Here is a 24,501-nt window from a genome sequence, read left to right as displayed (position 1 = left end):
TTTGAAATTCAAAGTACTTTTAACAACATGAAAACCACAGAAAATTACCTCGCCGAGATTAAGGAAATCCGCAAAATGATGGAAGATTCGAGCCGTTTCTTATCACTCAGCGGTTTATCGGGAATATTGATCGGGATTTATGCACTGGCCGGAGCCATCATTTTCTACCTGAAAATGACCGCTCCCCAAACAATGGAATACCGTGGTTCAACAGAAGTTATCTCGTTAATGCTTTTTATTGCCGTAACGGTGCTGGTGGTTTCACTTATTACTGTTGTATTACTCACCTACAAAAGAGCCAGTAAGGCCGGAAAAAAAATATGGAATCCGGGATCGCGCTTAATGTTGATCAACCTCGCTATTCCGCTGATAAGTGGAGGTTTATTGATACTCATCTTCATTTTCAACGGGGTGTCTGAAATCGTTGCTCCGGGCTGCTTGATTTTCTATGGACTCGCACTTGTAAATGCCGCTAAATTCACCCGACAGGAGATTTTTTACCTTGGCATTTTCCAGGTATCGCTGGGAATACTGGCAGCTTTGATTCCCGCCTGGGGCTTGCTTTTCTGGGCACTTGGATTTGGACTGATGCACATTATTTACGGGACACTGATGTATTTCAGGTACGAACATTCATCAAAAAACTAAACCGTGAAAACCAGTTTTCAAAATTTAAACAAAGCTTTTGACAACAAAATCCGGCTGGGAATTATGTCGGTACTGTCGGTCAATTCACGGGCTTCTTTTAACCAGCTAAAAGAAGTACTGGAAGTAACCGATGGCAACCTGGCAAGTCACCTTAAAGCATTGGAAAGTGCCGGTTACATTGCCGTGAACAAAAGCTTTATTAACCGGAAACCCAACACCAATTATGAAATCACTCCTTCAGGGGCAGCCGCATTTGAGAGCCATTTGCAGGCACTGGAAGAAATACTGAAACAACTTTAATTTTTTTACCCATACACTTTGAATTTCAAAGTTCTTTGAATAACTCATAAAATACAAACAACATGGAAGCAAAAGAATTCTTACAGGAAAAACAAAAATCGGTGAACTGGCAGATCACTTTGAAAGTGTTTATAATCGGCGCCATCACCATTGCTTTGCTCATTCCCAAATTTATGATCCTGGGACTGATCGGCGAGCGGCAAGGTACGGCAGAAATTACCAAACAGGATGTGATGCAAAAATGGTCGCTCGCACAAACCGTCCGCGGACCGGTTTTGATGATTCCTTACATCGAGCGTAGTTTTGATGTGGATGGAAAGGAAATCAGCGAAACAATCCGGCAGACTTACGTTTTGCCAAAAACGCTCAAAATCGGAAGCGAGATCGCCCCAGAAAAACGAAAAATAAGCATTTACGAAGCAGTAGTTTACGAGTCGGGCATTAAAGTGGGAGGAAACTTTGAACTACCTGATTTCAATACACTTAAAATTCCGCAAAACGATGTTCTGTGGGAGAAGGCAAAAATCCTGGTTTCGATCAGCGACCTGCGCGGGATAAACGACAAAGTGGAGCTGAGCTGGAACGACTCTGTTTTTTCCTTTCTTCCGGGAATGGAAAACCGACTGATTGGAAATAACGGAATATCGCTACCACTCACCTCCCTGTCCGCTGAAAGTTTTCCGGCCAATTTTCATTTCACCCTTCATTTAAAGGGTTCGGAATCTTTGAACTTTGCGCCGCTGGGAGAAACCACCGAAGTAAACATGTTATCGCAGTGGAACGATCCGGGGTTCGTGGGCAGTTTTTTGCCGGCCGACCACAACATCGATAAGGATGGTTTTACCGCTGAATGGAAAATCCTGAACTTTAACCGGAATTTCCCTCAACTATGGAAAAACGATGAATACCGCGTTACCGATGCCGATTTTGGGGTGAAACTGGTTACCGTTGCCGACCACTACCAGAAAAGTTCGCGTTCGGCCAAATACGCCATCATGGTCATTTTGTTTGTATTTCTGTCCTTCTTTTTAAACGAGATCATCACCAAACAAAAAGTGCATCCTTTTCAGTACATTTTAGTGGGATTTGCCGTGCTGATTTTTTACCTGCTGCTGCTTTCCATATCCGAGCAACTCGGGTTTAACCTGGCTTACCTTATTTCAGCGGTAGCTGTTATTACCCTGGTGCTTTTCTACTCCCGCACATTCCTGAAAAGCTGGGGCAATGCAATTGTGCAAACCCTGATCCTCACTTTTTCCTTCGGGTTTATCTTTGTTTTAATGCAATTGGAAACTTACGCCCTTTTAGTCGGAAGCATTGGTTTGTTTGTGGTACTGGCTCTTACCATGTTCTTTACCCGGAAGATTAACTGGTACAACGAATAAGTTAGAAGCAGGAAGCACGAAGTCTGAAGTCTGAAGATACTTTTCCATTGAATTTCGCACTTCGAAAAAAAAGGATCCAATCTCATTAAATAGATTGGATCCTTCTGATTTCTTCGAGCTTCCGACTCCTAAAACTCCTTATCACCAAACTCACTGGAAGGAAGTTTTGCTTTTCCGTTTTTCCAGTTAAGTTTGTAGCTCAGATTCAGCACCACAAAATCGGTTTCGTAAATATAGTTGGTGGTGGTATAGAAATTTTCGCCCCAGGTTGAAATACGCTGACGATGCGATTTATTCATTCCCAAATCAATGTTTTGCCACTGAACCGTGGCCGTCAGTCGTTTGTCGAAAAAGGTTCTTTTTAACGATAAATTGGGAATCAGGTAGCGCGAATCTTCTCCCTGCGGTGTTGGCCGTTTCGACTGGTAATTTACATTGGCATTTAAACTTGTTTTGGCCCCCAGATCGAACGTTGTGTTCACATTGAACGAATACACCCACTTCGAGTTATTTACATCAATGGCAGGTTCTCCCAATATTTTCAGATCGCCTTTGTAAGTTTGTTTGAAAAGGTTTCCCCCCACAAACAGCGACCACCATTGCGTTGGATGAAGGTCGGCCCCGAGCTCAAAACCATAAGCTCTCCCCCGCTCCACATTGGTATACACCCGGTTCAGAATTGAATCGTTAAAAACACTGTTTACGCGCTGCACAGGATCTTTGCTCGATTGAATGTAAGCAGTAATAAAGGCAGAACTTCCGCCTTCAAATGACTTCACCAGTCCTACTTCACCCAGGGTTATAAACTCCGGTTTTAAATCCGGATCACCTATTTCGAGTGTTTCAGAATGTTCGCGCTCCGGAATCGGGTTCAACTGGTTATTGGTGGAACGCTGAATCCTCCGGCTAATTCCGGATTTCAGTTTCAGACCGGGAGAAATATTGTACAAAACATTCAGTGTTGGGAAGAAATTCGAAAGTTTCAGCACATGCGGATCGTTATCGAACGACAGTTTTACCGAACGCCGCGAATATTCGTAGCGCAAGCCCACAATGTACTCCAGCTTTTCAGTGCCCGCCGAATACTGGCTGTACACCGAGTTGATCGTATTCTCAGAATAAGCTGTTCCGCTAAACATATCATCAGAAGCCGTCGGATCATCCGGCGTAATGCTGTAATCAAAAACGCCATCCTGGGTATCGTTTCTGAACTGATAACCGGCCTCCAGTTTTCCTCCGCCTATGTTCCTGGCATAATCCAGTTTCAGTCGGTATCCTTCAATCGGCTTTTTATACGGATTCTGTACGTATTGCTGGATGGTGCCTCCGGGCGCAGTAAGGTTGCGGTTATGTGTATTTCCATACAGGTCGTCGTACTCGTAAAGCACCGAGGCTGTTACCGACGATTCGTCTTCAAAAATATGCGTAAAATCGATGTTCCCCAGGGTAAATGTTCCCTGTTTAATCTGCTTGTTGGCATTGTAATAAGGCGCGTCGTAGATCTTTTCGTTGGTATCCAGTGTCCATTGCGAGTTCGAATAGAAAATGTCGGCATCGCGCTCCTGGTAACGTTTTCCGGTGTAAATACCGGCCGACAAAACATTGGATTCGTTCAGCTGGTACCGAACGGATGCCCTGGCCGCATAATCGTAGCGGTTAAAACTTCTTTCCCCTTCCGACGGCATGTAGTTGATCGTATTGTTTTCAGGGTTCTTGATCCACATATCCCCGACACGGTAGCCTTGCAGGTCGTTCCGGTTGTAGTTTCCGCCCAGCGTAATATCCCACTTTCCTTTTTGATAGCTGTAAGTTATGTCGCCACCAAAACGTTTGGCTTCGCGCTTGTTTCCAAAATCGGTGGTGCCCGGCAAACCGTATTTGGCGTTCACAATCACACCCGATCCGCTGTTCCGGGCATTTTTTGTACTGATATTGATAATTCCGGCTTTCCCATCGGGGTCGTATTTGGCCGATGGAGAAGTAATCAGCTCAATGTTTTTGATCGCGTTGGCCGGGATCTGGCTCAGTACCGATTGGGCATCGCTTAAAACCGGTTTTCCGTTTAGCAAAAGCAAAAAACCACCCGAGCCTCTCACAGTAATATCACCTCCGGCATTTACTGCCACCGAAGGCATATTTTTCAGTACGTCCACGGCATTTCCGCCTCGCGCCGACTCAAACTGTTCGGCGCTAAATGTTTGCTTGTCGATTTTACTGATGGTGTTGATGCGGGCACCGGTTACATTCACTTCTTCCACCAAACGGCCTGCAGGATTTAAAACAATGGTTCCCACATTTACCTTTAGGTGGTCGTTCAACTCAAAAGTCGTGGTTTCCTTCATTTCATAACCCAGAAATTGGGCCCGCAGGAAATAGCGCCCCGGCTTTAGTTTTCCGATGTTGAAATTTCCGGCGCTGTTGGTTACGCCCCCTGAAACCAGGGACGAATCGGCCGAAGAATATACCACCACATTGGCATATTCAAGTGGTTGCTTATTGGTTTCGTCGCTCACCACTCCAACAAAACCGGCGTTTTGGGCAAAAGTTACGAACGAAATTATAGCCAGGAAGGCACTCAAAAGGGTCTTTCTTAATTGTCTCATTCCACAATGTATTTCTGATTTTGCTGACGTTTGTCGCTCTACCAAACAGCCATTAAATTGAAAAGTTCAGAGGCACACAGTCAATTCAGAGGTACATTTTCTGAATATTACAATGTGTGGTAAAAGGCAGGGAGAAATGCAACGTGTTGGTTGGTTTGTAATTATCCGACGAAAAAACCGCAAAGTGTTTGATAAATAACAATTTATTTCTACTTTTGCACGTCCAAAAAATTGGATAAATATTTTTAAACATTTAAAAATTAGATGATTATGTTGAATCAGTATGAAACCGTTTTCATTTGTACTCCCGTTTTATCTGAGCCACAGGTAAAGGAAGCGGTAAAAAAATTCAGGGACATCATCACTGAACACGGAGGTGAGATGCTTCACGAAGAAGATTGGGGAATGAAAAAACTGGCTTACCCAATCCAAAAGAAATCTACTGGCTTTTATCACATGTTTGAGTTTAAAGCCGATCCTGTATTTATTACGAAGTTAGAAACTGATTTCCGTCGTGATGAGCGCGTTATTCGTTTCATGACCGTTAGACTCGACAAATATGCAGTAGCATACAGCGAGAAGAGAAGAAAACTTCAGAAAGAAAAAACAGAAAAAAAGGAGGATTAAACCATGGCACAAAGTGAAATCAGATACCTGACTCCCCCGTCAGTAGAAATCAAAAAGAAAAAATATTGCCGTTTCAAGAAAAACGGAATCAAATATGTTGATTACAAAGACCCGGAATTTCTGAAAAAATTCCTGAACGAGCAAGGTAAAATTTTACCACGTCGTATCACCGGAACTTCATTGAAATACCAGCGCAAAGTTGGACAGGCTGTTAAACGTGCCCGTCAGATTGCATTGCTGCCGTTTGTAACCGACATGTTGAAATAAAAAAGGAGGACTTGAAATGGAAATTATTTTGTTACAAGATGTGGAACGTTTAGGAAGCAAAGATGACGTTGTAAGCGTGAAAGACGGTTACGGTCGTAACTTCCTGATTCCTCAGAAAAAAGCAATCGTTGCAACTGAATCAGCTAAGAAAATTCTGGCTGAGAACATCAGACAACGTGCGCACAAAGAAGCAAAACTGAAAGAAGAAGCTACCAAGTTAGCTGAGCAGATTGTTGCCAAAAAGATCAGCATCGGTGCCAAAACAAGTACCTCTGGAAAGATCTTTGGTTCGGTTAACACTATTCAGTTGGCGGAAGCGCTTAGCAAAAAAGGATTTGAGATCGACCGCAAGCAGATCTCTATTCCTGAAGACAGCATCAAAGAAGTGGGTACCCACAAAGCGGTTATCAAATTGCACAAAGAAGTGAAAATTGAGATCGAATTTGAAGTTGTGGCTGAATAAGCAAACATTACCAGAATAGAAAAAGGGTTTACGGTTACGTAAGCCCTTTTTTAGTATCGTAATTTTATGGCCCGAGATAGAGAACAAAGTTCAGGTTATCCTCAATTTCTATAGCGCCTTGCAAGGTGGCGATTGCCTTATCCTCAATATAAGTTTTCAACTTGCTAATCATCCTGACAACAACCAACTGTACAATTAAGGTTTAATATTCTGATTGACTTTAAAGAAGTTGTCCGGATCATATTTTCTTTTGATCTGGACCAGTCGATCATAATTCTCTCCGTAACTCGCTTTTATACGCTCCTGGCCTTCATCCATAATAAAATTAAGATATGCTCCCCCTGAAGAATAGGGATGAAGAGCTTCCCAATAATCCTTCGCCCATTGGGTTATTTTACCGGCATTGGCAGGATCCGGATCGATGCCAACAAATACACCGGCATATTTTGCGTGGCGATAAACCCAGGGTGTATCATTTTTACCAACACGGCCAGCGGCACCACTAATAGGATAGAGATGCATTTGCGAGAGAGGAGTCGGAATTTCGGAGCCAAACTTTTTATGAAGAGCCGAAGCTTCCTTTGGAATATCGTTAAAAAAGTCGGCTTTCCAGTACCATTGCAAACCCGGTGGCATTAATCCGTCGAATAAACTTTGAATAGCGGGAAATGGCATTTCTCCAACCAATTCAAATATTGGGCTCTTGTCTCTGACAGGCTTGAAAACTTCCTCGGCATTTTTTAAATCACCTGTATAGCACCATACAACCGCGCAAAGTTTTTTATTGTGCAGATTTGGAGGAAACGGCGGACCGGGTATTTCCAAGGTGGCCACAAATCCATTTAAATCTTCCGTGGCATTGTGAATAAATTCATGGTACCATTCCATAATTTCTTCTGTTTTTTCGATGGGCCAGAATGTGGGTCCTCCGTAAATTGTTTTTACCGGATGTGCCTGGAATTTAAAGGATGTTACAACTCCGAAATTTCCGCCACCTCCGCGGATCGCCCAATACAGATCAGCATTCTGGTTTTTATTTACGGTAACAAAACTACCATCTGCCAAAACCATATCGGCCTCCAGTAAGTTGTCGATGGTTAGTCCGTATTTACGCGACAAATACCCTACTCCACCGCCAAGTGTTAAGCCTCCAATACCTGTGGTCGAAAGAATTCCCCCGGGAACAGCTAATCCAAACGGATGGGTTGCATGGTCCAATTCATTTAAAGTATTTCCACCACCCACAAAAACCGTATTATCGGCTGTATTTACCTTCACAAACTTGATCCCCGAAAGATCGATCACCATACCGTCATTACAAGAGCCAAGCCCGCCGGCATTGTGACCACCTCCACGAACAGCCGTTAGCAGGTTATTTTCCCTTCCGAAGTTTACCGAATAAATAACGTCGGCAACATCGGCACATTTTACGATAAATCCAGGCTTTTTATCGATCATTCCGTTATATACCTTCCGAACTTCGTTGTAACTCTTATCCGCCGGCGTTATCAACTCGCCTTTCAGTCCATTTTTTAATTCATCCAGTTTGGTCACATCCAGTTCTGATAGTTCTCCCGAACTCAGACACACTTTTAATTTTTCCATCTTTTTGTTTTTTCCAGTTAGCTTTATTTTCTTTCAATACCGGCAAAAGATCTTTCTGTTTTCTTTTGCACACATCAAACTTTTCGACTGGACTCTGGAATTATTTACAAACGTTTCGGGGAATATTGCAGGAGTTTTAAAACCTAAACAAGGTACGACTCATATTTAAGACAGTCAAGTATTTTTATTTTAATATTCTTTAAAACCAACATTTTAGACATAAAAAAGGAGGCTATTGCCTCCTTCTGAAAAATTAAAATATTTCGGTTTTGGTTTTTATTGCGTATCAACTTGCCAGAACTGCTTCCATTTCTTTTAGTATGGCGCGTTTTGTTTTTACACCCACAATACGACCGGCTTCTTTCCCGTCACGAAAAATCAGCATGGTCGGAATGTTTCGTACGTTGTAACGCTGTGCCAGCTGCTGGTTGTGGTCTACATTCACTTTCGCCACTCTAAAATCGTTTTGCGTATCGGCAATTTCATTTAATGTGGGAGCGATAATTTTGCACGGTCCACACCAAGCTGCCCAGAAATCAACCAGTAAAACACCTTTTTTGGTGGCTGTTTTAAAGTTTTTGTTGTTCAGCACCAGTATGTTTTTACTGTTACTTACCGGTTTCGCATTTTTCATTTTGAAGTAGGTATACGTGATCATCCCTACCAAAGCAACTACAATTACTAAAATTACAATGAGTGTTACTGACATAATTTATGATTCAATAATTCTTATTTCTGTGGTTATTTCGATGGCCTTTTTAAACATGGCACTTACCCCACAATATCTTTCTTCCGACAAACTAACGGCTTTTTTCAGTTTTTCCAATGAAAGGTCTTTTCCTGTGAACTCATATATAACGTTCATTTTATAAAACTGCTTGGGGTGCTCTTCTGTAAGGTCTCCTTCAACGATCACATCGAAGTTATCCAGCTCCACCCTCATTTTTTTCAGTATCGACACTACATCCATTCCGGTACATCCGGCCAAAGCGGTTAATAGCAGTGGTTTCGGGCGAGGTCCGCGGTTTTCGCCACCCACTTCTTCGGCCGCATCCAAAATCAACTTGTGCCCGTTTACTTCGGCCTCGAAAGCCATTTTTTCTAACCAGTTTATTTTTACTTGTTGTTTCGACATATTTCTATTTTATCTGTAGTGTTTATTTTAAAATGCAAAATTAATGCTTTGTCAATATCATCCCCTCAGGTATTCAGAAACGCTGAGTGCAGCAATGGTCCCATCGGCAACAGCGGTGGTCACCTGCCGGTAACGCTTGTTGATGCAATCTCCGGCAGCAAAAACGCCCGGCACCTCTGTTTTCATACCGGAATCTACCACAATTTCGTTTCGGTCGTTTAATGGAACAATACCATTCAGGTCTTCGGTATTTGGCTGGTACCCGATAAAAATAAATGTACCGTCGGTTTTCAAAACCGAAAGATTCCCCGAAGGTAAATGCTCAATACTCACTTTTTGCAACTGACCGTTACCATAAAACCCGCGAAGTTCAGACTCCATAATGAACTCAATTTTTGGATTATTCTTCGCCTCATCGATGGCATGCTGAAAAGCCTGAAAATGATCGAACTGATGAACGATGGTTACTTTGGTGGCAAAATTGGTAAGTGCAACCGCTTCTTCCAATGCCGAGTTTCCTCCGCCAACCACCACCACTTCCTTTCCGGTAAAGAAATCACCGTCGCATGTGGCACAGTACGAAATTCCCTTCCCTTTAAACTGATCTTCGCCTTCGATATGCAGCGACCGCGGTCTTCCTCCGGGAGTCAGTATCACTGTTCTTCCCTGAAAGATACGCCCGTCTTCCAATTCAATGGTTTTTACATCGCCTTCCAGTTCGTATTTCGCAATTTTTACATTCGATTTGATTTTGCACCCAAAACTTTTGGCCTGCATTTTCATGTTGTTGGCCAGCATATAACCTTTCGTTGTTGGAACGCCCGGGTAATTGGCAATTTCTTCGGTTAGCACCATCTGTCCGCCCACGGCGCCTTCATTCAGTATTAAAGTCGACAGTTTGGCTCTCGAAGCATAAATTCCGGCTGTTAATCCGGCTGCCCCTGCCCCAACAATAATGGTATCGAAAATTTCATCCATGATCTCTGATTCTGTTTTTTTTGAAAAAAGCCGCTCCCGAAATACCGGGAACGACTTGTCATTTCCCCCCAATCAACTAAGCTCCAAATTGCTTATCCAAAATCCCTGTCACCTGTTGCATGTTTTGAATGCTGCTGGTAGCGTGCGCAACTGCCCCGTTTTTGTAATACATGGTAAACGGCAGTCCCATAAATCCGCGGCATTCAGGTGCACTTCTGATCACTCCTGCCTCCGGATTATCAAATGCCATTACAGCAAATTTTACATTCTCACGCTCTTCTTCCAGCTCTTCCATTATATCGTAAACCGGTAAACACATCGGGCCCATCCGGCCACAGCATACCATTACGTTCTCGTTTTCGTTGATGAATTTATCCAATTCTGCTGCTGTTTCAATCTCGTGTAAACCTGTGCTTAATAGTTTCATATCGTTTTATTTTAAATGATTAATTGTTATTCTTAATTCGTTAACTCTTCAATGATTCGTTTGTCCGATTCCAGCTTTCCGTTTAAGTAAGCTTCAATAATCCGGGCCGGGTCTTCTTGCGGCACTCCCACAAACAGGTTGATTTTCCGGGAAGCAAAAAGACGAATGATCTCTTTTTTTACCTTGTAAGCAATCACATCGGTTATTCCCCTTTTCTCCAGCCAGTCGGGCAGTTCGTTGACGGCTTCCACCTCCGGAATTTCGAAGGTTGTTTTCCGGATGTCATCGTTTTCGATCTCGAAGATTTCGTAATAATTACATCCGCCGAAGTACTCGCTCAAAACATTATTTTCGATTGGAATTGCTACCCGTCTCATTTCATTTTTAATTACGTTACAAAGATATTTTGAACCTGAATACCGTGCCAGAAAAACGGGCTGTGGGGCAACAGGAAGCAAACTGAACTTTTACAGCTTTTTTCCTGTCATACGATAGAATTATACGCAAAGTCCTGATTTTACAGGGAGATTTGATATTTTTGTTTGCAGCGTTAAGCATACCAAATATGAGCACAAACAACTCAGACAGAAAACCGGCGTATCGTTTTGAAGAAATCAGCGCCTTGCACGAGCACAAAACACGGGTGCAGTACCTGAAAGGCGAAAACATTTTCAAACAGGGTGCCTTTGCGCCGTACGTGATTAATGTGGTGCAGGGACTGGTAAAAATCTATCTCCAAACGGGTTTCGACAAACAAATCAATATTGGGGTGGCCAAACCGGGCGACTTTCTGGCTTTTGCTGCCATTTTTGGCGAACCGGTGCATACCTATTCCACGCAGGCCATTACCAACACCGAAATTTGTATGATCGAAAAAGAAAGCCTGAAACAGATATTGCTCGACAACCCGTCGTTTGCCCTGGAAGTGACTTCGAAAAATTACCGAACCGAACGCCATCTGCTGGAAATCATCAAAAATGTGTCGTACAAGCAAATGCGTGGCAAACTCGCTTCAGCACTGCTTTATCTTTCGCACGAAGATTTTCTGAAAGAGGACATCTTCTCTTTTCTTACCCGACAAGATCTGGCTGATTTCGCCTCTATTTCGCCCGAAAGTGCCATTAAATTTCTGAAGGAGTTTGAGAAAGAAGAAATCATCCGCCTCGATGGTAAAAACATTGAAATTACCGACTCAGCCAAGTTGGAAGTGATCAGCAGAAACGGATAAAATGCAGCTCTTAGAAGAAATAAAAAAACAACTGGAAGCCGAGTGTAGCTTTTCGGCCAGCCGCAGCAGTGGCCCCGGCGGACAAAACGTCAACAAAGTAAATACGCGGGTTGAGCTTCGTTTTTCGGTTGAACACTCGCAGGTATTCTCTGACGACGAGAAAAACCTTCTTTTCAAAAAACTAAAAAACCGTATCAATTCGGAAGGTGAACTTATTTTAGCATCCGAAGTAGAACGCAGCCAGTTGCGCAACCGGGCAAAAGTTACTGCACTGTTTTACGAACTGGTTGAAAAAGCACTTACTCCGCCAAAAAAACGTATTAAAACTACTCCTACCAATTCTTCAAGATTAAATCGACTGGAATCTAAAAAGCAAATGGCAGAAAAAAAACAAAGACGCAAGCCTCCAACATTCTAGTAGTTTTAGATTCATCTTTTTAGGATCGATTTTGTTTTAAGGCATAGTTGTAAGTACCGAAAAACTGTCCTTCAATAGTTTGCAACCTATAATAAAACGGAACCGTTAAGAACTAGTTTATTCAGTTTTTCCCTTTAATTGTCAGATTAAATCGAAACTAGTTCAATTTAGGATTTTCAAGCGTTATGCTCAATTGAGCACAAAACCATATCGGGGGGCAATCACTTTTGGTCAAAAGCATATTGTGTTGACTCAATTGACTTTGAAGACCATAGGATAAAATAACATGCTAAATACCAAGAAGAACAGGAACATATTGAAGAGCAACAGCGGCTTCAATTTTGGCTCCTTCTAGGGCCTTCTGATAGTCAATCTTTTTTGAGAGTAGATTCTTATTCAATCTCAACCAATTCAAAAGGTTCAAACATTCCATAATCCATTAAAAAATAATCAGATGCTGATGGTATTCCTTTAGGAGCACTGTTCCAGGAATGTGGCCCATGTATCCAACTATTGTTGTCGTGGTAGAAAAAGCCAAAGGTGTTTTTCAGGCTCCCGGTTACACCTACTGTTATTTCATTTTCGCCATCAGCCAGTAAGGCTGAAACATCCAATTCGTCAGGTGCCCAAGCAATGGTTCCGGCTTGTTCTCCATTTACCCATACTTCAGAAATTGATCCTTCCCAGTTTTTTAACCTTACTTTATAAGTCTTACTTTCGGATTTATTTACGACAAATTTTTGCGAATAAGCCACCTTTTGCGAATAGAACGGCAAACCAAGTTTCTGCCACGATCCCAGTTCAGAAATTGTACCGCCGCTTATTTCAAACCCTTTTTCTGCGGGAGTAACCAGAAAGTCTCCCAGAAGATAAACGGGCATTACCTCTGCAAGAATATGCATTCGCGGAGCTTTTAGTGAAATTGTATTTTTACCCGGCTTTATGAATTTACCAATGGCAAAGCGCGAAAATTCTTTTTCAATCCAATAAGCATCTTTAACCGGCTCAACATCATGTCCGTTAATGCTTACTTCCCATAAACCGGGCCGTTCAACAACCGCACGAATGGATTTCATAGCTTCTGCGCTCAGGTTTTTATTGATATTAAAATGATAACTGGCTTCAAATCCTGAATTATTGCTGAATAAAGAATCCATCTCCAGATAGTTCTTTTTGTATTGAATTTTATGTTGCCATGGATTTCCAATTTCAACACCATTCTCCTGAAACAAGCCAATTAGTGCATCCATAAAATAAACTTCCTTTTTTTCTGACTTACTCGTTCTTAAATCGAGATAGTTGATCATCAGAACATTTTCTGATTCTCTTTTTACTGCCACTATTTCATTGCTTTCAACCAGCTTTTCTGTTTTAGGAACAACATACATTTCAAGTTTACCGGGATTCTTCTTTGTGGCTATAAACAATGCACTACCAGCCGGTTCGAGTTCCACTTTAAACGAAATCTTATCATGTTCAGGTTTCGCAGGATAAACAAATTCTTTCCCTGATACCAGGTCCAGTTTTATTAAGTATTTTCCACGCATTGAAACATCAGCCAAGGCTTTTTCTGATTTGTGAGAATTGACTACAAAAAGTAACTCCCCATCATCAAGAATTCTGCGCTGATGATAAAGCATTCCATTTTGCGACAGGTCATTCATCCCGAAATCGTTTGATTTTAATAATCCCAATATTGCCGGATCATTCAACTCCTCTGCAACAGTCCACTGTTCAGGGTACGCTCCTGCCAGTTCCTTTACTTCGCCAGAAACCGCACCATCTACCCTATTCGTATTTAACTGAAACGAAAGTACTTTTCCACCGTTTTCGAGGTATTTCGTTAAAAGCATAAGTGTGGAGCTGTCGATATTCTCCATTTCCATTGGAAGAACCACCAGCGAATAATTACGTTGGCCCACTGTAAATTTATCCTCATTTATACTTCCCAGGGTCTTTATCACATATTCAGAGCCAAGATCATATTCAATATGCTGCTGTTCCAAACGATACACAAAGTTTTTAAATCCATTACGTATTTTTTGTATCGCCTTATTTTTCACTAAACGAGAAAAATACATCCTGGCTGTTGTAGTAGGCTGTAAAACCAAGGTATTATTTAATTGCTCGCCGGCAGACATGGCCATACTTACGCGACCAATGTAATCCCCCATTAATTTATAGTGTTCCCACCAGGGTTCATGATAGGAAAATGAAGGTGGATAATCAAACTTTCGCACCCCATTTAACGAATAGTAAGAAAGATGCTGGTTTACAAAGTTTACACCCAATACACATTGCCAATCTACAAGACGTTTTTGCTCCTCGAAATCCATTTCCCAGCCACCGCCACCGTAAGTTTCGCTTAGCGTTCGTTTTCTTCCGGCCTGGTTGGCAGCACTGCGTAATTCGCGCACAGCCCTATCATTACCAAACTGGCCCCCTAAACCAAGCGTATCAAGTTTGTTTCCGAGCATATCAACTCCCGGCATCTGGTGCCAGATGTAAAAGGCTGCTTCGTCGAAACCATGTGTGGGTTCGGGCCAGCCGTGTTCCCAGTAATGGCCAGTCCAGTCGAGATTGTTTGCTTCGCAATATTTACTCCATGGTTTTGCCCAACGGTCAATAAACAATTCCATAATAAGCTCATAATAATCGTGTCGGACTTTATACCAATCTCCGGTTTCCTCTGCCAACGCCGGAAGGTTAACTTTTAAATCATAGCCAAACCGCTCCTGAAAAACTTCCCACAAATCAGGTGTCCAACGCATTACAGAACCACTTGCCATGGCTGCTTCCAGGTTAGGTTCGTCGGTAAAAATCCCTGGCAGTGTAATGCCAAAATCAGCTTTATTTTTCTCATATCCTCTTGTCATGGTAATTTCCATGAACTTATCTGTAACACCCGGATATAAAAGATCTACGTAACTAAAACCTCCATACCATGGCGACTCTCCCGGATACGCCTTTTCAAAAATGTAATACTTGCCCGATTTCCCCTTTTCGCGATCAACAGAATTGGTAATATCAATAAACTGATCTCCGTTTTTTTTCAAAACAACTTCCACCTCATCTGAAGGAAGGACATCTATTGTTTCCTGAATATACATTTTCAAACTTGATCCATGGCTATAAGAATCAGGCATTTCGGCCGGAACATGTCCTCCTGCAAAACCCGATGGATAAGAGTTTTCATCGTAGATCCAAACTTTCATATCCAATTCTTTTCCTTTTTGAACGGTATAATCAAACAGGTGAAACCAATCATCAGAAAGATATTCGGTTATCAATCCCGGACGAGGGTGTACAAATACACCCCCAATTCCAGCCTTTTTAAATTCCCTCATCTGAAAATCAATCCCTTCTTCTGTAATCTTTTCATTCCAATCCCAAAGAGGTGCACTTCGGTATTCCGAAGGAGGATTTGAAAAATCAGTTCTCAGCTGCTCCAGCGAGTTATTACCTTTCTCTTCGGTACCCTGAGTGCAGCCTACAATAACAAGAAAAACTAGTCCTATCAGGCTTTTATAGTTGAATTTATCCATGATTTAGTTGTTTGATTTTTATAAAGTTAGCTTTTTAGATGTTGATCAACCCTATATTTCTTAGCAAATTTTCACAACATCAATATTGAGTATTTGTCCCAACTTTTCAATTTTATCGGCAATGTGTCCAACTCCAATTGCACAGTGGTGCGCAGGACCTTGTTTCGACCATAGATTAATAAATTGCTTAGCACCAATCGAAAATTTATATCGACTATTGGTGTTGCCAATTTGTAAGGTTGGTCCTTCTACTGCTTCTCCTTCCGCACAAAGTAAAAAAATGCCATCTTTCCCTTCCACCACTGCAAGCAAAGTTACCGGTCCGTTTTTTACCTGCATCTGAATTGAAAGTCCTTTACCGGGTTTTCCGTGATAAACGGGTAACGGAACCAGTTTTACCTGCTTCGCAGCAATGGCATAATGAGCTGGTCCGTCGTGCCCTAAATAAACCACGTCATCCTTAAAATCTATCAGGTAGAATTCAGAGAAAGAACCTCCCGCTCCAAACTCCGCCATAATTTTCATGGCCTGTGCATTTTTTACTTCACATTCGCCTGCAATTGGAATATTCTTCCCTGTAAGTAAGGTATTCCCGGCTATTACCGAAGTTACAATGTCTTCATATTCATTTCCGGTCTCGCCCTCATAATAATAAGCCATTGATCCCAGATTATGCGTTTCAACCAACCTGTCAAGAGCCACTGAAGTGCGTGCTGCTCTTTCAATTTCGACAGCTTCACATTCATCCGAAACATTGAAAACAGAAGTGAACTCTTTAATTTTTTCCTTAACTCTTTCATCACTGGCTTGATCGCGGTATTTTTTTAATTCACACATTTCAAGCAATTCAATGTGCGTTCCAAATACAGCCGATTGTCTGGTAATATCTGTATATACATCCAACATCCCGTTGTAATAATGTCCCAAAACTCCCAGTCGATTACTTCGTAAAGCTGCAAAAACACGAGCTGCTTCTGTCCAGCCTTTTATTTCTTTCCACGCTTCTTCATCATGTAAATAACCCGTTACAATGTCATAACGAATATCCGAACGGTTGAATACAGAAGCAATTTCAGGAACAGCGCAAGCCTGACAATTTTCCAGCCATGCCCCAGTCATTTTACCGCGGTCGCCCAAAACATTAAATGCCTTATAATTCAACTGAGCAACAGGCTGAAGATTCAGAATAATCACATGACTTTTTAGCCTTTGTACCACAGGTAAGACAGTTGATGAAAGTGCATAAGTAGCAACATAAAGAAAAACAACTTCGACATCCTGCGATTTCAGTAAACTTGCAGCCTCTCCGGCCTTAACGGAATTGTCAACCATTCCGGCATCAACTACTTCGAAACCCCATCCGGCTATTTTATTTTTAATTTCTTCCTGATAACTTTTTAAGTTTTCCAATAATCCATCAAACTGAGGCCAGTAAGTATTGAGACCGACTCCAACCAGTCCAACTTTGATAATCGAGCTCATCATTACATGATTTGATTTATTTTTGTTATTTTATCGCATCAAAATAAAACCATATGACCATGATTTTAAATACATATTCTGACAATTCTATACCACTTTTTGACATTAGTAAAAATCTTGCTTTTAAAAAATATTTACCCACATCGGAGTTGGAGCATAATTGGGGTTTTATTATCAACGACATTGGTCATACCGTTATTCCCAAAAATTCGGTCTATCCTTCAACAGGGCATCCCGGTACACATATGTTTTCGTGGGAAAAAGGAAGAGTATTAAACGAATATCATTTTGTATTAATAACGCATGGGAAAGGAATTTTTGAGAATCGATTTTCCGGAAAGCAAAACATTAATGCCGGCGATGGGTTTGTTGTTTTCCCAGACGAATGGCATCGCTATAAACCGCTTAAAGAAACCGGGTGGACAGAAAACTGGGTTGGATTTTCGGGGCAGATTCCTGATATTATTATGGGAAATGTATTTGTCGACAAAGAACATCCTATTATATCAAAATGTGCAAATATGCTTGTGCTGAATCTTTTAAAATCTCTTTTTCAATTAATTACAGAAGAGCCGTTTGGCTATCAAAGAACAGCGTCTGGCGTTTGCCACCAGTTACTGGCCGAACTGTGTAACATTCAACAAGGATCTGAAACGTCAAAACAAGTAAATTCTCTTATTTCAAAAGCCAAATACATTATGCACGAAAAGATAGACGAAGACATTGACTTTCAGGCATTTTGCAAGAACCATGGTATTAGTTACTCAAAGTTCAGAGCCGATTTCAAAAAACAAACGGGATACGCACCTTTGCAGTTTTTCCTTTTAATGAAAGTTGAAAAGGCCAAAGATTTATTAAACAATACCAATATGCTGGCTAAAGAAATTGCTTTTCAACTTGGGTTTAAGTCGGACCATTACTTTTCCCGGATTTTTAAGATGAAGACAGGTTTAACTCCTGTTGAGTTCAGAATAAGACACAGAATACCGGACTAGTTTGTGTATTCAGTCTTTGATTATCATCTCCCCCATCATTCCATATATAATTGCACGAAATCCACGATGCTCATCTGCTTTGGCTGATAATTATGATAGTCATCAATAGCATTTAATGGCCCCGGTCCTTTACACGAATTATAGACCTGTCCTTTCTCATTTATATAATTTCTCAGGCTTCCTGTCGATCTCAATATTTTTGATTTAAAATCATTTTCAGACAACTGCAGTTTTTTATATAATAGAACTGTCTAGAATATTAACAAAGTAAATACGCGGGTTGAGCTTCGTTTTTCGGTTGAACACTCGCAGGTATTCTCTGACGACGAGAAAAACCTTCTTTTCAAAAAACTAAAAAACCGTATCAACCTGGAAGGTGAACTTATTTTAGCATCCGAAGTAGAACGCAGCCAGTTGCGCAACCGGGCAAAAGTTACTGCACTGTTTTACGAACTGGTTGAAAAAGCAATTACTCCGCCAAAAAAAAGATTCAAAACCAAACCTACGCGGGCTTCGCGTATTAAACGCGTGGAAAGCAAAAAGCAACATTCAGAGAAAAAGAGCATGCGCAGGCGTCCTGATTTTTAAGTTCAGAACATTTCTTTCGCCTAAGCTTTACAGTAGTTTCATTCTTCCAAGAACTTATTTTTTCAATACTTTTCTTTTCTTTGTAGTCAAACTGCACTATTCAACGTTATTGCATGAGGAAATTATTTGAGTCTATCGGGGAGTTCATAACCAGAATTATCGACTGGTTTTATTTTCCTTTTCTGCAGTTTATTCCCCCCGAAATTTTTCGGTATGCGGCCACCGGCGGGGCCAACACCCTGTTCGATCTTCTCCTTTACTTTGTTTTCTACCAGTACATTCTCGATATGCAGGTGGTGGAACTGGGCTTTGTTGCCATCAGTGCGCACATTGCCGCATTTTTGATGGTTTTTCCCATCACTTTTACAACGGGCTTCCTGCTGGCAAAGTACGTTACGTTTACCGCCTCCGAGTTAAAAGGACGCATTCAGCTCTTCCGCTACCTGGTTACAGTGGCCGGCTCCATTTTTCTGAATTATGTATTTCTGAAGTTTTTTGTGGAGTACTGCAAACTGTATGCACCCATTTCAAAACTCATAACCACTTTGCTGGTTGTTATATACAGTTACGTGGCCCAACGGTATTTTAGTTTCCGCACGGCGAACATGCAACTGGCTGCAAGAGGCAACTCATAATTTTTTGGTGGTCGAAGAATGTTCTTTTTCCGAAATACGTATCTTAGTTGACCTATGGAAGAGGCGCGTCAAAAATATTATCCCACGATATTACAGGGCATTCACCTGGTGATCCTGTACATCTTTATCCAAACCATTGTTGATTTTCCGCTGGCTTTGATCGATTATTACACCGGTTCGGAATACTTGTACAACCCCATCAAAAAAATTGCACTGGGCGTTGGCTCGGTGGTGTTTATTCTTTTGTACGGAATCCGCAAATCCAAATCCCCGGTTTTACAGATCTTTCCCTTCAAACTGTTCAACCCGCTTATTTTTCTGCCGATCGTTGCATTTCTCTGGGGCGCCCATAATTTTTTGGATGTGGTAAATGCAAAAGTGGAGCAACTTCTGCCACCACCACCGTGGTTTTGGGAGCTGTTTAACCGCATTTTTGAAGGCGACTATGGTTTTATGGGAGCGTTTATGAAAGTATCGGTAATTGCCCCCGTTGTCGAAGAATTGATTTTCAGAGGCTTGCTTCTGAACGGATTCCGCCGAAACTACAATGGTTTTGTGGCTGTTTTTATGTCGGCATTGCTTTTTTCGCTGTTTCATCTCAACCCGTGGCAAATGCCGGCAACCTTTGTGCTGGGGCTTTTGCTTGGTTGGCTGATGTTGCGGACCAACAACATCCTGGTAGCCATTATCGGGCACTCCATCAACAATACACTGGTGCTTCTTTCGGTAACCTACTGGCAGCAAATAAGGGAGCATGCGATCTATTTGCAGGAAAAGGAACAGTTGCTTTACCAAAGCGGACTGATTATCGGATTATCTGTTTTATTGATGATCCTCACAAGCATTCCGTGGTTGCGCAAAAACCGAAAATTATCGTGAGTTCACCGATTATTTCCGAGCAAGCGAAATCAAAACTTTATCTTTAAACCCGAACAATTAAATTGAGATCATGGATTTTCTACTCGTTTTTTTTGGAGCTCTGTTTATGATAGCCGGTATTGCAGGCTGTGTTTTACCTGTAATTCCGGGCCCACCATTAAGTTACATTGGTTTGCTGATGCTGCACTTTACAACGCGTTACCAGTTTTCCACCACCTTTCTGGTTATTTGGGGAATTGTTACCGTAGTGGTATATGTGATCGACTATCTTATCCCTGTTTGGGGAACCAAGCGCTTTGGCGGCAGTAAAAGAGGTGTCTGGGGCAGCCTTATCGGGCTGGTAATCGGATTGTTCTTTTTCCCGCCTTTCGGAATAATTATTGGCCCTTTTCTGGGTGCGGTAATTGGCGAACTTACGGCCGGAAAAGATCACGGTTCAGCCTTGAAATCAGGTTTTGGTTCTTTTATGGGCTTCTTGCTCGGAACCCTTTTGAAACTCATTGCTTCCGGGTTAATGACCTGGCATTTTATCAAGGTGTTTTTCACGTAAAAATATTTCAGCCGAATGGCTTACAGAACATAGAAAATGCAGAAAAGCACTGTGGAATTCCACAGTGCTTTTCTCTTTTTATCCTTTCAGATAACGGTTAATTTCATGCTCCCACTTCTCAACCGATTGTAACTCTCCGTTGAGCTGCGGATTTTCTTCCGCATTGTAAAACTCCCATGTCACGACAGGCTTATCCTTTTCTTTCGGATAAAAATCCAGGCACAGGCGTTCAATTATTTTGTTGTTCTGTTTCTTGTAAGTAACAATCCGGCCCGTATTGTTGACTTTGCAGGTTTTCACCCCGGCCAGGTTTATATGTTTAACATCGTTTGGTCCGTCTTTTTCTTTTGCGAAAAAAACAAAGCCATTTGTTTTATCCATTCCTACGCAGTAATCACCGCAAAACTCGTGTTCCAAAATTTTACAGTTGTGCTCACTGGCTACATTTGTTAGTAACTGTAACATTCCTTGTCCTTTTTTTGCCCTTTTCCTGTTTAATATGATAATGGGCACAACAGATATCGCGACCAGTACCAGTCCTACGATAGCAGTTCCTGAATCCATAATTATATTCATTAATGATTAATAAACCACACTGCAACCACCTGTTGCAATGCACTTAAAACACACAAAAAATTTCCGTATGAATTTTTATGGATTACCAGAAATAATGAAAGGGGAAAATGATATCCGCTTTTCGGTAGCGTATCAGAAGGTTTTCAGAAGTTCTTTTATACTGAGTATACCCGCTTTCCAGCAGCTGTCCCGACGTTTGGACAAAAGCAAGAAACTGGGCAAACGACGTTTTGAAGGTAAGCGGAGAACCGGTTCGAATATCGGAAATCAGCTTTTCCGATTCGGAAAAATGAAAAGAAAGCTTGTTTGAAACGTCCGACCAGTAAATTTCACTCTGAACATCATCGCCAGGCAAATACGCACTGGCAGTATACGATCCGGAACCCAAACTGATTCCGAAACTATAAACTGCAACCAGTAGCATTGCACCCAATAATTTCAAACTGTTTTCCATGTTTTCCGGCTAAATGCAATTCAAAGCTACAAACATATTGAATCTGTTCTCTGCACGATCAACTAATTGTATCAAAAATGAAATTCCGAGGCTTTTGTGGTAACAAATAATTAAGAATTCGCTCCCGTTCAATCCACCACGAAATATCTTTCATACTATTTTCATACAATAAACATCGTAAAGTTTATAATAAATATTTTTGAATGTGAGTTTAATACATAGAATCATCCATTTAAAACTATTTTTGTCGCGTGGCAAAAAAAAATACACATAGCAGTTCGGCCGGAAATAAGTCAACCGCCAAACCCCAAAAAGCATCAAAAGGGAGATCAAAAAAATCGGGCAAAAAATATCCTGTTCTAAGGTGGATTGGTAAAACAGCCATTGTCCTCTTCTTACTGGCTTGTTTGTTTTTTATCCTCGTATTTTTAGGCGTGCTTGGGCCTGTTCCCTCAAAAGACCAGTTGCAGATTATCAACAACCCGCTGGCATCGGAAGTATATTCTGCCGACGGGAAAATACTGGGACGTTACTACGTGGAAAACCGTAGTTATGCTTCGTTTGATGAAATTTCGCCCAATGTGATCAATGCACTGGTAGCCACCGAAGATGCACGCTTTTACGAACACCGCGGCATCGACGAAATTGCGTTGGTGCGTGTCTTGGTAAAGTCGGTTTTGCTGCGAAACGATCATTCGGGTGGCGGAAGTACCATCAGCCAGCAAATTGCCAAAAACCTTTTCCCCAGAGTAAATTACGGCCCTATGTCGATGCCCGTAAACAAACTGCGTGAGGCCATCATCGCGTACCGCCTGGAGCGGATTTATTCAAAAGACGAAATTCTGGCCCTGTACCTGAATACGGTTCCCTTTGCTGAAAACATTTTTGGGATTGAAGTAGCCGCCGAACGTTTCTTTTCGAAAGCGCCTGCCAAACTCGATGTGCACGAAGCTGCGGTTTTGGTGGGAATGCTAAAGGCTAACAATTACTACAATCCCCGACTCCACCCCGAAAGGGCTTTAGGGCGGCGTAATGTGGTGATCGACCAGATGCTGAAAAACAATTACCTGAGTGCAGAAGAAGCCGCATTTTATAAAGAAAAACCACTGGGTGTCCGCTACCGGATGATTTCGTACAACCAGGGGCCGGCACCGTATTTTGTGGAAATGCTTAAACCCGAGTTGATGGAGTGGTGCTCCAACAATCAAAACGAAAAAGGTGAAAATTACAACCTTTATACCGATGGTTTAAAAATCACGACAACGGTTGATTATAATCTTCAGATTTATGCCCAGCAATCGGTAAAAGAATACATGAAAGACCTTCAGAAGGTTTTTGACAACCACTGGAAAGATCGCGACATGTTTAAAGCCGATCCCGCCATTCTGAAAAGTGCCATACAAAACCAGAACACCAGCGGAAGAAGCTACCAGGAAGAACTGGCAAGCTACAATGCCAAAACGCACACTACCCTTTTTACCTGGGACGGGCTCGAATCAAAGGAAGTAACCCGGCTCGACTCGCTAAAGCATTACCTGAAAATGCTAAACGCCGGCTTTATCGCCATCGATCCGCAGGAAGCTGCATTAAAAGCCTGGGTGGGCGGAATCGACTACCGCTTTTTTAAATACGACCACGTAAAAGCTCCGCGGCAAACCGGCTCAACCTTTAAACCGTTTGTGTACCTGGCAGCCCTCGAAGAAAACATTCCGCCCGATACGTATTTCCCCAATCAGCTAAAGGTGTACAAGGAATACGACGACTGGACGCCGCGAAATTCGCACGACCACTACGAAGGCTATTACAACATGAAAGGCGCCTTGGCCAAGTCGATCAATACGATTTCCGTAGATGTTTTGCTCGAAGCCGGAATTGATGAAACCATTGAAATTGCGCGGGATCTTGGCATTTCAGCCGATCTACCGGAATATCCATCGCTGGCACTGGGTGTAGCCTCCATTTCGTTAAAAGAAATTGTGGAAGCCTTTGCCGGCCTGGTTAACGACGGGATTCCGGTAAAAGCCAATTACCTGGTTCAGATAGCCGATAAAAACGGGAAAGTGCTGAAGACTTTCGAACCTAACATTTCGAGATCGCCCGTGGTAGCACCCGAGAATTGCCGCGCGGTGATTAAAATGATGGAAGCAGTGATTGACGAAGGTACAGGCCGGACCATTCGTACGGTTTACAATATTCCCGGTGAGTTTGCCGGAAAAACGGGCACCACGCAAAATAACTCCGATGGCTGGTTTATCGGGCTTACTCCAAGACTGGTTACCGGTTGCTGGGTAGGTGCCGACGATCCTCGGGTGCATTTCAGAACCACTACCTACGGACAGGGAGCCTACATGGCACTGCCCATTGTTGGAAAATTCTTTTACAAAACCTATCGCGACAGCAAGTACTCAAGCCTCAAAAACAGTTCGTTTGGCTTGCCCGGCGAAGAAATGCTGGCCATGCTCAGCGAACCGGGCTACAAGGAAGTGCTCGATATGCCAAAACACGATTTTAACCTGGCTGATATTTTCAAGCGAAACGAGAAACCATCGGATTTGGGAAAAACCCGCCAACGCGAGGCAAAAGACAAAGACGACGGCCAGCTTTGGAAGAAGATCAAAGGCATTTTCAAGAAAAAGGATAAAAAGAGATAACCTCTATTCATTCGAAATACGCAGTTTTTAATACGAATGAGATTGGGCTAACTAATCGATAG

At 42.1% G+C, this 24,501-nt stretch carries 24 protein-coding genes; 13 read left to right on the top strand and 11 right to left on the bottom strand.

The window, feature by feature from the left end:
• The first annotated feature begins 27 nt into the window (after positions 1-27).
• The 3 genes from D1614_RS02305 (at position 28) to creD (ending at position 2,333) form a co-directional block, all read left to right on the top strand.
• Positions 28-648 carry a hypothetical protein gene (locus D1614_RS02305; RefSeq protein WP_119436249.1) on the top strand — a complete coding sequence of 207 codons (621 nt, stop codon included), beginning with the start codon at positions 28-30 and terminating at the stop codon, positions 646-648.
• Positions 649-651: 3 nt separating this feature from the next.
• The gene (locus D1614_RS02300; protein WP_119436248.1) at positions 652-948 is read left to right on the top strand and encodes a winged helix-turn-helix domain-containing protein; all 297 of its coding nucleotides are present in this window, start codon (positions 652-654) and stop codon (positions 946-948) included.
• 62 nt (positions 949-1,010) lie between these two features.
• Positions 1,011-2,333 (top strand): cell envelope integrity protein CreD, encoded by a 1,323-nt coding sequence (gene creD, locus D1614_RS02295; RefSeq protein WP_119436247.1) that lies wholly within the window; start codon positions 1,011-1,013, stop codon positions 2,331-2,333.
• A gap of 128 nt (positions 2,334-2,461) precedes the next feature.
• Here creD and D1614_RS02290 read toward each other — a convergent pair whose 3' ends face one another.
• Complete coding sequence (locus D1614_RS02290) at positions 2,462-4,936, bottom strand: TonB-dependent receptor (protein WP_119436246.1); 2,475 nt, start codon at positions 4,934-4,936, stop codon at positions 2,462-2,464.
• Positions 4,937-5,206: 270 nt separating this feature from the next.
• On the opposite strand from D1614_RS02290, the gene rpsF reads away from it, so the two are divergent.
• The 3 genes from rpsF to rplI are packed head-to-tail and all read left to right on the top strand — an operon-like array spanning position 5,207 to position 6,293.
• Positions 5,207-5,563, top strand: a complete 357-nt coding sequence (gene rpsF, locus D1614_RS02285) for a 30S ribosomal protein S6 (RefSeq protein ID WP_119436361.1) — start codon at positions 5,207-5,209, stop codon at positions 5,561-5,563.
• A 3-nt stretch (positions 5,564-5,566) separates the two neighbouring features.
• Complete coding sequence (rpsR, locus tag D1614_RS02280) at positions 5,567-5,830, top strand: 30S ribosomal protein S18 (RefSeq protein WP_119436245.1); 264 nt, start codon at positions 5,567-5,569, stop codon at positions 5,828-5,830.
• Between the two features lie 16 nt (positions 5,831-5,846).
• Complete coding sequence (gene rplI, locus D1614_RS02275) at positions 5,847-6,293, top strand: 50S ribosomal protein L9 (protein WP_119436244.1); 447 nt, start codon at positions 5,847-5,849, stop codon at positions 6,291-6,293.
• Positions 6,294-6,488: 195 nt separating this feature from the next.
• Here rplI and D1614_RS02270 read toward each other — a convergent pair whose 3' ends face one another.
• From D1614_RS02270 to D1614_RS02245, 6 genes are all read right to left on the bottom strand, one after another.
• On the bottom strand, positions 6,489-7,898 hold the full coding sequence (locus tag D1614_RS02270) for an FAD-binding oxidoreductase (protein WP_119436243.1): 1,410 nt from the start codon (positions 7,896-7,898) through the stop codon (positions 6,489-6,491).
• A gap of 286 nt (positions 7,899-8,184) precedes the next feature.
• Entirely contained in the window at positions 8,185-8,607 is a 423-nt protein-coding gene (gene trxA, locus D1614_RS02265; RefSeq protein ID WP_206609901.1) for a thioredoxin, read from the bottom strand.
• Between the two features lie 3 nt (positions 8,608-8,610).
• Entirely contained in the window at positions 8,611-9,033 is a 423-nt protein-coding gene (locus D1614_RS02260) for an OsmC family protein (RefSeq protein ID WP_119436242.1), read from the bottom strand.
• A 57-nt stretch (positions 9,034-9,090) separates the two neighbouring features.
• Complete coding sequence (locus D1614_RS02255) at positions 9,091-10,011, bottom strand: NAD(P)/FAD-dependent oxidoreductase (protein ID WP_119436359.1); 921 nt, start codon at positions 10,009-10,011, stop codon at positions 9,091-9,093.
• Between the two features lie 76 nt (positions 10,012-10,087).
• Positions 10,088-10,438 (bottom strand): thioredoxin, encoded by a 351-nt coding sequence (locus D1614_RS02250; RefSeq protein ID WP_119436241.1) that lies wholly within the window; start codon positions 10,436-10,438, stop codon positions 10,088-10,090.
• A 32-nt stretch (positions 10,439-10,470) separates the two neighbouring features.
• Positions 10,471-10,815 carry a NifB/NifX family molybdenum-iron cluster-binding protein gene (locus tag D1614_RS02245; protein ID WP_119436240.1) on the bottom strand — a complete coding sequence of 115 codons (345 nt, stop codon included), beginning with the start codon at positions 10,813-10,815 and terminating at the stop codon, positions 10,471-10,473.
• Between the two features lie 188 nt (positions 10,816-11,003).
• Here D1614_RS02245 and D1614_RS02240 point away from each other — a divergent pair, with 188 nt between their 5' ends.
• Positions 11,004-11,666 carry a Crp/Fnr family transcriptional regulator gene (locus D1614_RS02240; RefSeq protein ID WP_119436239.1) on the top strand — a complete coding sequence of 221 codons (663 nt, stop codon included), beginning with the start codon at positions 11,004-11,006 and terminating at the stop codon, positions 11,664-11,666.
• A 1-nt stretch (position 11,667) separates the two neighbouring features.
• Positions 11,668-12,084, top strand: a complete 417-nt coding sequence (gene arfB / locus D1614_RS02235) for an alternative ribosome rescue aminoacyl-tRNA hydrolase ArfB (protein ID WP_119436238.1) — start codon at positions 11,668-11,670, stop codon at positions 12,082-12,084.
• A 392-nt stretch (positions 12,085-12,476) separates the two neighbouring features.
• Here arfB and D1614_RS02230 read toward each other — a convergent pair whose 3' ends face one another.
• Together D1614_RS02230 and D1614_RS02225 are read right to left on the bottom strand one after the other, a co-directional pair.
• Complete coding sequence (locus D1614_RS02230) at positions 12,477-15,629, bottom strand: glycosyl hydrolase (protein WP_119436237.1); 3,153 nt, start codon at positions 15,627-15,629, stop codon at positions 12,477-12,479.
• Positions 15,630-15,689: 60 nt separating this feature from the next.
• Complete coding sequence (locus D1614_RS02225) at positions 15,690-17,114, bottom strand: L-fucose/L-arabinose isomerase family protein (RefSeq protein WP_206609900.1); 1,425 nt, start codon at positions 17,112-17,114, stop codon at positions 15,690-15,692.
• A 50-nt stretch (positions 17,115-17,164) separates the two neighbouring features.
• Here D1614_RS02225 and D1614_RS02220 point away from each other — a divergent pair, with 50 nt between their 5' ends.
• From D1614_RS02220 to D1614_RS02200, 4 genes are all read left to right on the top strand, one after another.
• On the top strand, positions 17,165-18,106 hold the full coding sequence (locus D1614_RS02220) for an AraC family transcriptional regulator (RefSeq protein ID WP_119436235.1): 942 nt from the start codon (positions 17,165-17,167) through the stop codon (positions 18,104-18,106).
• 701 nt (positions 18,107-18,807) lie between these two features.
• Entirely contained in the window at positions 18,808-19,329 is a 522-nt protein-coding gene (locus tag D1614_RS02210; RefSeq protein WP_119436233.1) for a GtrA family protein, read from the top strand.
• 54 nt (positions 19,330-19,383) lie between these two features.
• The gene (locus tag D1614_RS02205; RefSeq protein WP_119436232.1) at positions 19,384-20,208 is read left to right on the top strand and encodes a CPBP family intramembrane glutamic endopeptidase; all 825 of its coding nucleotides are present in this window, start codon (positions 19,384-19,386) and stop codon (positions 20,206-20,208) included.
• Positions 20,209-20,278: 70 nt separating this feature from the next.
• Entirely contained in the window at positions 20,279-20,758 is a 480-nt protein-coding gene (locus D1614_RS02200) for a DUF456 domain-containing protein (protein ID WP_119436231.1), read from the top strand.
• A 78-nt stretch (positions 20,759-20,836) separates the two neighbouring features.
• Here D1614_RS02200 and D1614_RS02195 read toward each other — a convergent pair whose 3' ends face one another.
• Together D1614_RS02195 and D1614_RS02190 are read right to left on the bottom strand one after the other, a co-directional pair.
• Positions 20,837-21,223: a hypothetical protein gene (locus tag D1614_RS02195; protein ID WP_147383970.1), complete on the bottom strand. Its 387-nt coding sequence runs from the start codon at positions 21,221-21,223 to the stop codon at positions 20,837-20,839.
• A 193-nt stretch (positions 21,224-21,416) separates the two neighbouring features.
• Entirely contained in the window at positions 21,417-21,788 is a 372-nt protein-coding gene (locus D1614_RS02190; RefSeq protein WP_119436229.1) for a hypothetical protein, read from the bottom strand.
• A 251-nt stretch (positions 21,789-22,039) separates the two neighbouring features.
• On the opposite strand from D1614_RS02190, the gene D1614_RS02185 reads away from it, so the two are divergent.
• The gene (locus D1614_RS02185; RefSeq protein WP_119436228.1) at positions 22,040-24,439 is read left to right on the top strand and encodes a penicillin-binding protein 1A; all 2,400 of its coding nucleotides are present in this window, start codon (positions 22,040-22,042) and stop codon (positions 24,437-24,439) included.
• Positions 24,440-24,501: the final 62 nt, after the last annotated feature.

Origin of the sequence: Maribellus luteus (assembly GCF_003576475.1) — a bacterium.
Taxonomy (GTDB): Bacteria; Bacteroidota; Bacteroidia; order Bacteroidales; family Prolixibacteraceae; genus Draconibacterium; species Draconibacterium luteum.
The sequence above is the reverse complement of the archived record's forward strand: the minus strand, read 5'-3'. Positions and strand labels throughout refer to the sequence as shown.

Coding starts and splice junctions, on each gene's coding strand:
- D1614_RS02270 (WP_119436243.1), bottom strand. CDS start 7,898: ATGGAAAAATTAAAAGTGTGTCTGAGTTCGGGAGAACTATCAGAACTG.
- D1614_RS02250 (WP_119436241.1), bottom strand. CDS start 10,438: ATGAAACTATTAAGCACAGGTTTACACGAGATTGAAACAGCAGCAGAA.
- D1614_RS02305 (WP_119436249.1), top strand. CDS start 28: ATGAAAACCACAGAAAATTACCTCGCCGAGATTAAGGAAATCCGCAAA.
- D1614_RS02210 (WP_119436233.1), top strand. CDS start 18,808: ATGAGGAAATTATTTGAGTCTATCGGGGAGTTCATAACCAGAATTATC.
- D1614_RS02220 (WP_119436235.1), top strand. CDS start 17,165: ATGACCATGATTTTAAATACATATTCTGACAATTCTATACCACTTTTT.
- D1614_RS02200 (WP_119436231.1), top strand. CDS start 20,279: ATGGATTTTCTACTCGTTTTTTTTGGAGCTCTGTTTATGATAGCCGGT.
- rpsF (WP_119436361.1), top strand. CDS start 5,207: ATGTTGAATCAGTATGAAACCGTTTTCATTTGTACTCCCGTTTTATCT.
- D1614_RS02260 (WP_119436242.1), bottom strand. CDS start 9,033: ATGTCGAAACAACAAGTAAAAATAAACTGGTTAGAAAAAATGGCTTTC.
- D1614_RS02190 (WP_119436229.1), bottom strand. CDS start 21,788: ATGGAAAACAGTTTGAAATTATTGGGTGCAATGCTACTGGTTGCAGTT.
- D1614_RS02205 (WP_119436232.1), top strand. CDS start 19,384: ATGGAAGAGGCGCGTCAAAAATATTATCCCACGATATTACAGGGCATT.
- rplI (WP_119436244.1), top strand. CDS start 5,847: ATGGAAATTATTTTGTTACAAGATGTGGAACGTTTAGGAAGCAAAGAT.
- D1614_RS02255 (WP_119436359.1), bottom strand. CDS start 10,011: ATGGATGAAATTTTCGATACCATTATTGTTGGGGCAGGGGCAGCCGGA.
- rpsR (WP_119436245.1), top strand. CDS start 5,567: ATGGCACAAAGTGAAATCAGATACCTGACTCCCCCGTCAGTAGAAATC.
- D1614_RS02225 (WP_206609900.1), bottom strand. CDS start 17,114: ATGATGAGCTCGATTATCAAAGTTGGACTGGTTGGAGTCGGTCTCAAT.
- D1614_RS02195 (WP_147383970.1), bottom strand. CDS start 21,223: ATGTTACAGTTACTAACAAATGTAGCCAGTGAGCACAACTGTAAAATT.
- D1614_RS02240 (WP_119436239.1), top strand. CDS start 11,004: ATGAGCACAAACAACTCAGACAGAAAACCGGCGTATCGTTTTGAAGAA.
- D1614_RS02245 (WP_119436240.1), bottom strand. CDS start 10,815: ATGAGACGGGTAGCAATTCCAATCGAAAATAATGTTTTGAGCGAGTAC.
- trxA (WP_206609901.1), bottom strand. CDS start 8,607: ATGTCAGTAACACTCATTGTAATTTTAGTAATTGTAGTTGCTTTGGTA.
- arfB (WP_119436238.1), top strand. CDS start 11,668: ATGCAGCTCTTAGAAGAAATAAAAAAACAACTGGAAGCCGAGTGTAGC.
- D1614_RS02290 (WP_119436246.1), bottom strand. CDS start 4,936: ATGAGACAATTAAGAAAGACCCTTTTGAGTGCCTTCCTGGCTATAATT.
- D1614_RS02230 (WP_119436237.1), bottom strand. CDS start 15,629: ATGGATAAATTCAACTATAAAAGCCTGATAGGACTAGTTTTTCTTGTT.
- creD (WP_119436247.1), top strand. CDS start 1,011: ATGGAAGCAAAAGAATTCTTACAGGAAAAACAAAAATCGGTGAACTGG.